11 protein-coding genes are annotated in these 12149 nt (G+C 69.8%); 2 read left to right on the forward strand and 9 right to left on the reverse strand.

What is annotated here, in order from left to right; translation table 11 throughout:
* Positions 1-266: 266 nt before the first annotated feature.
* The 3 genes from ACZ6C6_RS32000 to thyX all read right to left on the reverse strand — a co-directional run bounded on the left by ACZ6C6_RS32000 (position 267) and on the right by thyX (position 3891).
* The gene (locus ACZ6C6_RS32000; RefSeq protein WP_469207949.1) at positions 267-1952 is read right to left on the reverse strand and encodes a ribonuclease J; all 1686 of its coding nucleotides are present in this window, start codon (positions 1950-1952) and stop codon (positions 267-269) included.
* Between the two features lie 145 nt (positions 1953-2097).
* Positions 2098-2997, reverse strand: a complete 900-nt coding sequence (dapA, locus tag ACZ6C6_RS32005; RefSeq protein WP_020207390.1) for a 4-hydroxy-tetrahydrodipicolinate synthase — start codon at positions 2995-2997, stop codon at positions 2098-2100.
* Between the two features lie 153 nt (positions 2998-3150).
* Positions 3151-3891 carry an FAD-dependent thymidylate synthase gene (thyX, locus tag ACZ6C6_RS32010; RefSeq protein ID WP_469207951.1) on the reverse strand — a complete coding sequence of 247 codons (741 nt, stop codon included), beginning with the start codon at positions 3889-3891 and terminating at the stop codon, positions 3151-3153.
* Positions 3892-4085: 194 nt separating this feature from the next.
* Between thyX and ACZ6C6_RS32015 the strand changes: the two genes are divergently transcribed.
* The gene (locus ACZ6C6_RS32015; protein ID WP_469207953.1) at positions 4086-4325 is read left to right on the forward strand and encodes a hypothetical protein; all 240 of its coding nucleotides are present in this window, start codon (positions 4086-4088) and stop codon (positions 4323-4325) included.
* A gap of 94 nt (positions 4326-4419) precedes the next feature.
* Positions 4420-4971: a hypothetical protein gene (locus tag ACZ6C6_RS32020; RefSeq protein WP_469207955.1), complete on the forward strand. Its 552-nt coding sequence runs from the start codon at positions 4420-4422 to the stop codon at positions 4969-4971.
* 69 nt (positions 4972-5040) lie between these two features.
* Here the strand turns inward: ACZ6C6_RS32020 and ACZ6C6_RS32025 are convergent, their stop codons facing one another.
* The 6 genes from ACZ6C6_RS32025 to eccD form a co-directional block, all read right to left on the reverse strand.
* Positions 5041-5514, reverse strand: a complete 474-nt coding sequence (locus ACZ6C6_RS32025; protein WP_469207957.1) for a hypothetical protein — start codon at positions 5512-5514, stop codon at positions 5041-5043.
* An 11-nt stretch (positions 5515-5525) separates the two neighbouring features.
* Positions 5526-6278, reverse strand: a complete 753-nt coding sequence (dapB, locus tag ACZ6C6_RS32030) for a 4-hydroxy-tetrahydrodipicolinate reductase (protein ID WP_469207959.1) — start codon at positions 6276-6278, stop codon at positions 5526-5528.
* 21 nt (positions 6279-6299) lie between these two features.
* On the reverse strand, positions 6300-7679 hold the full coding sequence (locus ACZ6C6_RS32035; RefSeq protein ID WP_469207961.1) for a M16 family metallopeptidase: 1380 nt from the start codon (positions 7677-7679) through the stop codon (positions 6300-6302).
* Complete coding sequence (locus ACZ6C6_RS32040) at positions 7676-9889, reverse strand: polyribonucleotide nucleotidyltransferase (RefSeq protein ID WP_469208193.1); 2214 nt, start codon at positions 9887-9889, stop codon at positions 7676-7678. Before ACZ6C6_RS32040 ends, ACZ6C6_RS32035 begins: the two co-directional genes overlap by 4 nt.
* 270 nt (positions 9890-10159) lie before the next feature.
* The gene (rpsO, locus tag ACZ6C6_RS32045; protein ID WP_018102307.1) at positions 10160-10450 is read right to left on the reverse strand and encodes a 30S ribosomal protein S15; all 291 of its coding nucleotides are present in this window, start codon (positions 10448-10450) and stop codon (positions 10160-10162) included.
* Between the two features lie 177 nt (positions 10451-10627).
* A complete protein-coding gene (gene eccD, locus ACZ6C6_RS32050; RefSeq protein WP_469207964.1) occupies positions 10628-12076 on the reverse strand; it encodes a type VII secretion integral membrane protein EccD in 1449 nt (482 codons plus the stop codon).
* Positions 12077-12149: the final 73 nt, after the last annotated feature.

The following is a 12149-nucleotide window of genomic DNA, read 5'->3' on the forward strand; positions in this document are numbered from 1 at the left end:
ACTCTATCAGACTCTTTCGTGTCCGATTCCCGGTCGAAGCGGGTCAAGCGATTTTCGCTTTCCAGTTCTTCGCTTTCGCGTTTCCCTTTCCGGCGGCTCCGACTTTATCAGAAGTTCTGAGTCGGAATTCCCACCCCCTCTTGGATGCTTCGGGGCGCACAGGTGCGCTCGCTGCTTCCCGGCGAGGTGGAGACGTAAACGTACTGGAGCGGGGCGCCCTGATGCAAATCGGGGGCCCCGCTCCGGAGTTCGCGCCTGTCGGAGGGTCAGACCTCGACGACGACGGGGAGGATCATCGGGCGCCGGCGGTAGGTGTCCGAGACCCACTTGCCCACCGTGCGGCGGATCAGCTGCTGGAGCTGGTGCGGCTCCATCACGCCGTCCTGGGCGGACTTGTTGAGCGCCTCCTCGATCTTCGGAACGACCGCGGTGAACGCAGCGTCCTCGATGCCGGAACCGCGGGCCTGGATGTGCGGGCCGCCGACGATCTTGCCCGAGGTGCTGTCGACCACGAGGAACACCGAGATGATGCCCTCGTCGCCGAGGATGCGGCGGTCCTTGAGCGAGGTCTCCGTGACATCGCCGACGGAGAGACCGTCGACGTACACGTAACCGGCCTGGACCTTGCCGACGATCTTCGCCTTGCCGTCGATCAGGTCGACGACCACGCCGTCCTCGGCGATGACGATGTGGTCCTTCGGCACGCCGGTCAGGGCGCCGAGCTCGGCGTTGGCCCGCAGATGGCGCCACTCGCCGTGGACGGGCATCAGGTTCTTCGGGCGGCAGATGTTGTAGAAGTACAGCAGCTCGCCGGCCGAGGCGTGGCCCGAGACGTGGACCTTGGCGTTGCCCTTGTGGACGACGTTGGCGCCCCAGCGAGAGAGGCCGTTGATGACGCGGTAGACCGCGTTCTCGTTCCCCGGGATCAGGGAAGAGGCCAGGATGACCGTGTCGCCCTGGACGATGCGGATCTGGTGGTCGCGGTTGGCCATCCGTGAGAGGGCCGCCATCGGCTCGCCCTGTGAACCGGTGCAGACGAGCACGACCTCGTCGTCCGGCAGGTCGTCCAGGGTCTTGACGTCCACGACGAGCCCGGCGGGGACCTTCAGATAGCCCAGGTCACGGGCGATGCCCATGTTGCGGACCATCGAGCGTCCGACGAAGGCGACCCGGCGGCCGTACTCGTGGGCCGTGTCCAGGATCTGCTGGATGCGGTGCACATGGCTGGCGAAGCTCGCCACGATGATGCGCTTCTGCGCATTGGCGAAGACGTTGCGCAGGACGTTCTGGATGTCCCGCTCGGGCGGTACGAAGCCCGGGACCTCGGCGTTCGTGGAGTCGGAGAGCAGGAGGTCGATGCCCTCCTCGCTCAGCCGGGCGAAGGCATGCAGGTCGGTGAGGCGGCCGTCCAGCGGGAGCTGGTCCATCTTGAAGTCACCGGTGGCGACGGCCATGCCCGCGGGGGTCCGGATGGCAACCGCGAGGGCGTCCGGGATGGAGTGGTTGACCGCGACGAACTCGCAGTCGAAGACTCCGATGCGCTCGCGCTGCCCCTCCGCCACCTCCAGGGTGTACGGACGGATGCGGTGCTCCTGGAGCTTGGCCTCGATCAGAGCGAGGGTCAGCTTGGAACCGATGAGCGGGATGTCCGGCTTCAGGCGAAGCAGATACGGGACGCCACCGATGTGGTCTTCGTGGCCGTGCGTGAGGACGATGCCCTCGACGTCGTCCAGGCGGTCCCGGATGGTCGTGAAGTCCGGCAGGATCAGGTCGATGCCGGGCTGCTCCTCCTCGGGAAAGAGGACACCGCAGTCGACGATGAGCAGGCGGCCGCCGTACTCGAAGACGGTCATGTTCCGGCCGATCTCGCCGAGGCCGCCGAGCGGGGTGACCCGCAGGGCGCCCTTCGCGAGCTTCGGCGGGGTGCCGAGTTCAGGATGCGGATGACTCAAAAGACTCTCCTTACCACGCGCGCCACGTACCGCTTGGGCACGTGGCGCGCATGTCATTCGTGCACTTGCTGTTGTCTTGGTGGTGCTGTGCGGGATTCCCCGCGTGTTCAGCTGTGTTTCGCGTATTCAGTTGTGAAGTCCGTTGTCAGAGCTCTACCCCGCCGGCGGCGAGATCGATCTTGAGCTGGGCCGTCTCCTGCGCGGTCAGCTCGACCAGGGGCAGCCGGAGCGGGCCCGCCGGGAGGCCCTGCAGCGTCAGCGCGGCCTTGGTGGTGATCACGCCCTGGGTGCGGAACATGCCGGTGAAGACCGGCAGCAGCTTCTGGTGGATCTCGGTGGCCTTCTGCACATCCCCGCCGAGGTGGGCCTCGATGAGCGCCCGCAGGTCCGGGGTGACGACATGGCCGACGACGGAGACCACACCGACCGCGCCGACGGAGAGCAGCGGAAGGTTCAGCATGTCGTCGCCGGAGTACCAGGCGAGGCCCGAGCGGGCGATGGCCCAGCTCGCGCGCCCCAGGTCGCCCTTGGCGTCCTTGTTGGCGACGATCCGGGGGTGCTCGGAGAGCCGTACGAGCGTCTCCGTGTCGATCGGCACACCGCTGCGGCCCGGGATGTCGTAGAGCATCACCGGCAGGCCGGTGGCGTCCGCGATGGCGGTGAAGTGCCGCAGCAGGCCCTCCTGTGGCGGCTTGTTGTAGTACGGGGTCACGGCGAGAAGGCCGTGAACGCCGCTGCGCTCGGCGGTGCGGGCGAGCTCGATGCTGTGCCGGGTGTCGTTGGTGCCGATGCCGGCGACGATGTGCGCCCGGTCCCCCACCGCTTCCAGGACGGCCCTGACGAGCTGGTCTTTCTCCGCGTCGCTGGTGGTCGGGGACTCGCCGGTGGTGCCGTTGATGATCAGGCCGTCGTTGCCTGCGTCCACCAGGTGGGTGGCGAGCCGCTGCGCGCCCTCGATGTCGAGAGCGCCGTCCGCCGTGAACGGCGTGACCATAGCGGTGAGGACCCGCCCGAAGGGGGTCTGCGGAGTGGAGATCGGAGCCATGGGTAACACGCTACTCGCTGCTCGACGCACGGTGCCCCCTCGGGGGGACAAGCAAGAGGAGCCCGGCACTGCCTGCTCGGGGGTTCAAGCAGTGCCGGGTCCGTTTGATCAGCCTAGATGAACTTCTCGAAACGCCGCAATACGGACACCGCCCTATGGGGCGACACGTCCATTTTTGTTGAAGGCTGCATGGGTGAGCGGCATCAGCCGGGCCCAGTGGGCCTCCATCTGCTCGCCCACCATCTCGATCTCCCGCTGCGGGAACGAGGGCACCTTCGCCATCTCGTGCTGCGTGCGCAGGCCGAGGAAGTGCATCAGGGAGCGCGCGTTGCACGTGGCGTACATCGTGGAGAACAGGCCGACCGGAAGCACCGCGCGGGCCACCTCGCGGGCAACGCCCGCCGCCAGCATCTCCTGGTACGCCTCGTACGCCTGCCGGTACGAGTCCTCCATGGCGCGGGTGGTGAGCGCGTGCTGCTCCGGCGTGCCCTCCACGAACTCGTACTTGCCCGGGCGGCCCTGCTGGATGAGCTTGCGGGACGTGTCGGGGACGTAGAAGACGGGCTGCAACTCCCTGTAGCGGCCCGATTCCTCGTTGTACGACCAGCCGACGCGGTGCCGCATGAACTCGCGGAACACGAAGAGCGGGGCGCTGACGAAGAAGGTCATCGAGTTGTGCTCGAACGGGCTGCCGTGCCGGTCCCGCATCAGATAGTTGATGAGGCCCTTCGAGCGCTCGGGGTCCTTGGCGAGTTCCTCCAGGGACTGCTCACCGGCCGTGGACACGCGGGCGGCGAACAGCACGTCGGCGTCGCCGGCAGCGGATTTCACCAGGTCGACAGTGACGTCGCTCCGGAAATGGGCCTTCGTGGGCTCGGGGGTGTCGTCGGTCACCGGCAGGGTCCTTCCAATGGCGTCGCTCGGGCGGCGTCCACTCTACGGGCCGGGCTCAACCCGATCACCCACGGCTGTGCGGGAACGTCTTTCCGGTTTTTTCTGATTTCGCCGGGCGATTCGGGGCACCGAATGGGGCAGTCGTGCGTCTGACTCGGTAGCACCACCCGAAAGATTTCAAGGAGAGCCACCCCATGTTCCGCCGGCGTGAATCCGTCCCGTTCTCGTTCGTAGCCGAGTCCGAGCGGTTCCGCAGTAACGTCACACCGCCTCCCCGCCCCCGCAGCACGGTCTCCGAGCGGGCGGGACGTGCCCTGATAGGCCTCGTCGTCGTCGGGGGCATCGCGGGCTCCCTGCTCCTCGGCCTGCCTGCTCTGGGCCCCGAGCAGGCGCCGGCGCACACGCAGCAGACCGAAGCGGCGCAGGGGCGCTGACCCGGACGGACCCCCTGGGGTGGTCGGTCCGGGCATCTCCTCGGTAGCCTCACCGGGCACAGCAATCGAGCGTGCTTGTGAGTGAGGATCAGTCGTGCCCCTGCCCTTTCTGACGGCCGACCGCGCGTTTGACGCGAACGCGGAGGACGTCGCGCTGCCGTTCGACGACCACGACAGCTGGCGGCGGCCCTATCGTCCCGGTCCCTGGCGGGTCGCCGCCGCGGCAGGTCTGCTGCTGCTCGCCTCGTTCATCCTGTTCGCGGGGATGATCATCGCGTTCGCCGGGGCGCTGCCCGGTGCGGGGGCGTGTCTCGCGCTCGGGCTCGCGATCATCCTGTGCGCGCTGCGGATGCTGCGCATCGGCGCGTGGGTGAGCCGGCACGGTGTGCGCCGGGTGGCCTTCTTCCGTACGACGACCGTTCCGTGGAGCCGGGCCGCTGCCGTGCGGACGGTGCAGCAGCCGGTGAAGTGGCTCGGGTTCCCACGTACCGTGCAGGGCCAGGCGCTGATCGTCGTCCGTAAGGGCGGGGACGCGGTGCCGCCGTTGCTCACGGACTCCAACGCGGATTTTCTTGCGCGGGGGGAGGCGTTTGATCGTGCCGCCGACACGATCGAGGCGTGGGGGGATGAATACCGGTCGCGGTAGTGGTTTCGCGGCGGGGAGCCGTCCGGTGACTGAGGTGTCCTCAATCGCCGGACGGCTCTCTTTTTGTCCTCAGACGCCGGACGGGCTGGGGTGCTCGTCCGGCCGGGTGTCGCGGTGCAACGCAATCGCTCGTTGCATGGCCTTGCGGGCCCGGGGGGTGTCCCGGGCGTCCTGGTAGGCCACTGCCAGGCGGAACCAGCAGCGCCAGTCGTCCGGGGTGTCCTCCGTCTCCTCCCGGCGGCGTTCGAACACCGCGTCGGCGGAGGCGCGGTCGATGCGGCCGCTGGGTGTGCGCAGCAGTTCGTCGACCGGGAGGCCGCCCTCCGCGTCCAGCTCGGCGGCCAGGGCGTTGGCCCTGCGGACGAACTGAGTGTTCTTCCACAGGAACCACACGCCGATCGCGGGCAGGACCAGCACGGCGATCCCGAAGGTCACCGTGATGAGGGTGCCGTGCTTGATGAGCAGGACGCCACGGCTGCCGACCAGGACGAAGTAGAAGACCAGGACGGCAGCGGTGACGACGTAAGTGATCTTTGCGCGCATGGCGGGGCCAGTCAGTTCAGGTCGAGGAAGTGTTCCAGGCCGAACGTGAGGCCGGGAGTGGTCACCACGCGGCGGGCGCCGAGCAGGATGCCGGGCATGAAGCTGCTGTGGTGCAGGGAGTCGTGCCGGATGGTGAGGGTCTCGCCCTCGCCGCCGAGCAGCACCTCCTGATGGGCCAGGAGCCCGCGGAGGCGGACCGAGTGGACCGGGATGCCGTCGACGTCGGCGCCGCGTGCCCCGTCCAGTGCGGTGCTGGTGGCGTCCGGCTGCGGGGCGCAGTCCGCGTCGCGCCGGGCCGCGGCAATGAGCTGGGCGGTGCGGGCGGCGGTCCCCGAGGGGGCGTCGGCCTTGTTGGGGTGGTGGAGCTCGATGACCTCGACGGACTCGAAGTAGCGGGCCGCCTGCTGGGCGAACTTCATGGTGAGAACCGCGCCGATGGAGAAGTTCGGCGCGATGAGCACACCGGTCTCCGGGGAGGCGGAGAGCCAGCCGTCGAGCTGCGCGAGCCGTTCGTCGGTCCAGCCGGTGGTGCCGACCACCGCGTGGATGCCGTGGCCGACGCAGTACTGGAGGTTCTCCATCACCGAGGCGGGAGTGGTCAGCTCCACGGCGACCTGGGCGCCGGTCTCGGCGAGGGTCTCCAGCTTGTCGCCCCGGCCGAGGGCGGCCACCAGCTCCAGGTCCTCGGCGGCCTCGACGGCTCGTACCGCTTCGGCTCCGATACGGCCCTTGGCGCCGAGGACGGCCACGCGCAGCTTGCTCATTGCTCTGCTTCCTTAGGAGTTTCAGGAGACCGCTTCGTGGAGACGGGCGGCCTGCTTGTCCTTGAGCGGTCCGATGACGGACAGCGAGGGACGGTGTCCGAGGATCTCGCCCGCGACGGAGCGGATGTCGTCCGGTGTCACCTCACTGATACGGGCCAGCATCTCGTCCACCGACATCTGCTCGCCCCAGCACAGCTCGCTCTTGCCGATGCGGTTCATCAGCGCGCCGGTGTCCTCCAGGCCGAGGACGGTGGAGCCGGAGAGCTGGCCGATGGCGCGGCTGATCTCCTCGTCGCTCAGCCCGTCCGACGCGACCCGGTCGAGCTCGTCGCGGCAGATCTTGAGGACGTCGTGCACCTGGCTCGGGCGGCAGCCCGCGTACACGCCGAACAGGCCGCAGTCCGCGAAGCCGGAGGTGTACGAGTACACGCTGTAGGCGAGGCCGCGCTTCTCCCGTACCTCCTGGAAGAGGCGGGAGCTCATGCCGCCGCCGAGGGCGGTGTTGAGGACGCCCAGGGCCCAGCGCCGTTCGTCGGTGCGGGCCAGGCCGGGCATGCCGAGGACCACGTGGGCCTGCTCCGTCTTGCGGCCCAGGACCTCGACCCGGCCGGCGGTGCGCAGGGCGCGGGAGCCCTCGCGGGGCGCGGTCGGGACCGCGTCCGTACGGGAGAGGGCGCCGGCCCTGTCGAACGCCTTGCGGACCTGGCGCACGACGGTGGCGTGGTCGATGTTGCCCGCGGCGGCGACGACGAGGCGTGTCGGGTCGTAGTGCTTCTTGTAGAAGCGGGCGATCTGGCCGCGGTTCAGGGCGTTGATCGTGTCCACGGTGCCGAGGACCGGGCGGCCGAGCGGGGTGTCGCCGAGCATGGTGTGCGCGAACAGGTCGTGCACGCAGTCGCCCGGGTCGTCCTCCGTCATCGCGATCTCTTCGAGGATGACGCCGCGCTCGGCGTCGACGTCCTCGGGGGCGATCAGCGAGCCGGTCAGCATGTCGCAGACGACGTCGATGGCGAGCGGCAGGTCCGTGTCGAGGACCCGCGCGTAGTAGCAGGTGTACTCCTTCGCCGTGAAGGCGTTCATCTCGCCGCCGACCGCGTCGATGGCGGAGGAGATGTCGAGGGCGCTGCGCTTGGCGGTGCCCTTGAAGAGGAGGTGTTCGAGGTAGTGCGTCGCGCCGTTCAGGGCGGGCGTCTCGTCGCGTGAGCCGACGTTCGCCCAGATACCGAAGGTGGCGGAGCGTACGGAGGGCAGGGTCTCGGTGACGACGCGGAGGCCGCCGGGGAGGACCGTACGGCGGACCGTGCCGATGCCGTTGCTGCCCTTGAGAAGCGTTTGGGTACGGGCGACGGCCCGCCCCTCCGAGGAGGGGCGGGCCGTCGTCGCGGAACTACGGGACGTCACTTGTCGGTGTCGTCCTTCTTCTCGTCCTCTTCGCCCTCGATGACGGGGACGAGGGAGAGCTTGCCGCGGGAGTCGATCTCGGCGATCTCGACCTGGACCTTGGCGCCGACGCCGAGAACGTCCTCGACGTTCTCGACGCGCTTGCCACCGGCCAGCTTGCGGATCTGCGAGATGTGCAGCAGGCCGTCCTTGCCCGGCATGAGCGAGACGAACGCACCGAAGGTGGTGGTCTTGACGACCGTACCCAGGTAGCGCTCGCCGACCTCCGGCATGGTCGGGTTGGCGATCGCGTTGATCGTGGCGCGGGCGGCCTCGGCCTGCGAGCCCTGCTGAGCACCGATGTAGATGGTGCCGTCGTCCTCGATCGTGATGTCGGCGCCGGTGTCCTCCTGGATCTGGTTGATCATCTTGCCCTTGGGGCCGATGACCTCACCGATCTTGTCCACCGGGATCTTGACGGTGATGATCCGCGGGGCGTTCGGGGACATCTCGTCCGGGACGTCGATGGCCTCGTTCATCACGTCGAGGATGTGGAGGCGGGCGTCGCGGGCCTGCTTCAGCGCGGCGGCCAGGACCGAGGCGGGGATGCCGTCGAGCTTGGTGTCGAGCTGGAGCGCCGTGACGAACTGCTTCGTACCGGCGACCTTGAAGTCCATGTCGCCGTACGCGTCCTCGGCACCGAGGATGTCGGTGAGGGCGACGTAGTGGGTCTTGCCGTCGATCTCCTGGGAGATCAGGCCCATGGCGATGCCGGCGACGGCGGCCTTGAGGGGCACACCGGCGTTCAGCAGGGACATGGTGGAGGCGCAGACCGAACCCATGGACGTCGAGCCGTTGGAGCCCAGGGCCTCGGAGACCTGGCGGATCGCGTAGGGGAACTCCTCGCGGGACGGGAGGACCGGCACGATCGCGCGCTCGGCGAGCGCGCCGTGGCCGATCTCGCGGCGCTTGGGCGAGCCCACGCGGCCGGTCTCGCCGACGGAGTACGGCGGGAAGTTGTAGTTGTGCATGTAGCGCTTGCGGGTCACCGGGGAGAGGGTGTCCAGCTGCTGCTCCATGCGGAGCATGTTGAGGGTGGTGACGCCCAGGATCTGGGTCTCGCCACGCTCGAACAGGGCGGAGCCGTGCACGCGCGGGATGGCCTCGACCTCGGCGGCGAGCGTACGGATGTCCGTGACGCCGCGGCCGTCGATGCGGACCTTGTCCTTGATGACGCGCTCGCGGACCAGCTTCTTGGTCAGCGCGCGGTAGGCGCCGGAGATCTCCTTCTCGCGGCCCTCGAACTCGGGGAGGAGCTTCTCGGCCGCGATCTCCTTGATGCGGTCGAGCTCCGACTCGCGCTCCTGCTTGCCGGCGATGGTGAGCGCCTTGGCGAGCTCGGTGCTGACGGCCTTGGTGAGGGCCTCCAGGACGTCGTCCTGGTAGTCGAGGAAGACCGGGAACTCGCCGGTGGGCTTGGCGGCCTTGGCGGCGAGGTCGGACTGGGCCTTGCAGAGCGCCTTGATGAAGGGCTTGGCGGCTTCCAGACCGGCGGCGACGACCTCTTCGGTCGGGGCCTCGGCGCCGTCCTTGACGAGCTGGATGGTCTTCTCGGTGGCCTCGGCCTCGACCATCATGATCGCGACGTCGCCGTCCTCCAGGACGCGGCCCGCGACGACCATGTCGAAGACGGCGTCCTCAAGCTCGGTGTGCGTCGGGAAGGCGACCCACTGGCCCTTGATCAGGGCGACGCGGGTGGCGCCGATCGGGCCGGAGAAGGGCAGGCCCGCCAGGATCGTGGAGGCGGACGCGGCGTTGATCGCGACCACGTCGTACAGGTGGTCGGGATTGAGCGCCATGATCGTCTCGACGATCTGGATCTCGTTGCGCAGGCCCTTCTTGAAGGACGGGCGCAGCGGGCGGTCGATCAGGCGGCAGGTGAGGATCGCGTCCTCGGAGGGGCGGCCCTCGCGGCGGAAGAACGAGCCGGGGATCTTGCCCGCGGCGTACTGCCGCTCCTCGACGTCCACCGTGAGGGGGAAGAAGTCGAGGTTGTCCTTGGGCCGCTTGGAGGCGGTGGTGGCCGACAGCACCATGGTGTCGTCGTCCAGGTACGCGACGGCGGAGCCGGCGGCCTGCTTGGCCAGGCGGCCCGTCTCGAAGCGGATGGTGCGGGTGCCGAAGGTGCCGTTGTCGATGACGGCCTCGGCGTAGTGGGTCTCGTTCTCCACTAGTGAATTCTCCATACTCGTCGTCTTTCGTCCGGGCGCCCGTGTGGCGCCGGACGGAGCGGAGAAGCGCGCCGTCTGTGCGGGGCCGGTCTTCGATCGAAGCTCCCGGGCGTTGTCCCGGGGGCCACTACCGAGGACCGGCGGCGGCTGCGCGGCGCCTCTCCTCGTCTGTTGTTGTACGTCCAGGTTACTGAGGTTGCCCCCGGTACCGCACGTACGGCAAAGGGAGCGGCTCCCTGAGTGAGGGAACCGCTCCCTTGCGCAGCGGTCTTACTTGGCGCCGCCGGCCGCACCGCGGCGGATGCCGAGGCGGTCGACGAGCGCACGGAAGCGCTGGATGTCCTTCTTGGCCAGGTACTGCAGGAGGCGGCGACGCTGGCCGACCAGGATCAGCAGACCACGACGGGAGTGGTGGTCGTGCTTGTGCGTCTTGAGGTGCTCCGTCAGGTCCGAGATGCGGCGCGAGAGCATGGCGACCTGGACCTCGGGGGAACCGGTGTCGCCCTCCTTCGTCGCGAACTCGGTCATGATCTGCTTCTTCGTAGCGGCGTCGAGCGGCACGCGGTACTCCTCTGGGTCTTCGATGCGCCCACGAGTGCCCCTGGTCTGGTTCTCAGGGGAGCTTGGGTGACTCGGGAGCGAGGGTCCGATGAGCGCAGCTCCCAGAGCTAACCGGGAACGCGTACACAAACGGCCACAGCCAGACTACCAGCCGCCCGGACCCGCCCCCGCCGGCCGTCAGCCGGTGAGCGCCCTCGCGCGCGCGTAGAGGTCCAGGACCGCGAGGCAGAGCGGGACGAGGGAGAGCAGGAGCGCGCTCTCGGCCAGGTCCAGGAATCTGCCCCAGAACGGGGAGAGGCCCTTGCGCGGGACGGTCGCCCCGGCGGCGGCGAGGAGCAGGGCGCCGGCGACGAGCGCGGCGCACAGTCCGGCCGTACGGGGATACAGGGCCGGGTCGTCTCTCTGGACGTCGAGGGCGAGGCCGGCGACCGGGGCGGCGAGTGCGCCGATGCCCGCGACCAGCAGGCAGGCGACCTGGGCGGTGTAGCGGAAGAGGCGGGCGCGGAGCAGCAGCGCGAGCCCGGCGGCGAGCGCGAGGAGCCTGGCCCAGGTGTTGCCCGAGGCGGCGAGGACGGCGGCCGAGATGGCGGCCAGGCCCGCGCAGCCCCCGGCCAGGCCGAGGAGCAGTTCGTGGCCGCGCCTGGCCCGCTCCGCGACGAGGCGGGTGTCGACGGGGGCGGCGTCCGCGTCCTCGTGCTCGTCGTGCTCGTCGTGGTCGTCACTGAAGGGGCCGGCCGGCCGGGGCGCTGCGTACCCGGTCGGAAGCCGGGCGAAACGGGCGGAGAGGCCGGGCAGGAACGCGATGAGGCCGAGGGCGGCGGGGACGCAGACGGCGGCGGTCGCGGTGGCGGACGCCTCGGTGAGGATCGCGGCGAACGCGGCCACCGCTCCGGCACCGGCGAGGAGGGCGGCGCCCGCGAAGGGGGCGTCGCCGCCCGGGGCGAGCGCGGTGAGGGCCGCCGAGACGGCGAGGACAGCGGCGCACCCGAGCAGGAGCTGAAGCCGGCCCGCTCCCCCGCCCGGCTCCGGGGGGACGAGGCCGGAGCCGCCGAGGAGGACGAGCGGCAGGGCGCCCAGGCCGAGCGCGGCGGCGGTGACGCGGTCGGCGTGGACCCGGGCGCGTACGGCGGCGGCGGTGGCCGACAGGAGTCCGGCGGCGCCCGCGACGGCTCCGGGCGGTCCGTGCAGGTCGTGGCGGACCGGGTCGGCCCGCCACAGGACGAGGGCCGCCAGGAGGAGGAGCAACGCGCCGGCGGCAGGGGCGGCGCCGCGCAGCAGGTCGTCGCTCCACAGGTGGCGGTCGCGGCGGGTGGCCGAGGCGATGGCGTCGGCGACGTCGTCGAAGACGGGCGGGGGGAGCGAGACGGAGAAGGGGCGCAGGGTGAGGATCTCGCCTTCGAGGACACGTTGTGCGGCGAGGGTGCGGTCGCCGTCCAGGACCGTTCCGTCGAGCCGTACGAGGTGGTGGCCGGGGGGCGCGGTGCCGGGTGCGGCCGGTCCGGTGAGGCGCAGGATCTCGGGCCGGATGTCGGCGACGGCGATGTCCTCGGGCAGGGCGACGTCGATGCGGCTGTCGGGCGTGACGACGGTGACGCGGCAGAAGCCGGTCGTTGCGGTCGGACTCACGTGTCGGGGGCCCCTGTTCGTCGCTGGTCGGCGGTGTCCGCACGATGGGCGGGCCACGTTATCGGGCGGATCG

It is taken from the genome of Streptomyces sp. NPDC041814 (assembly GCF_055590565.1).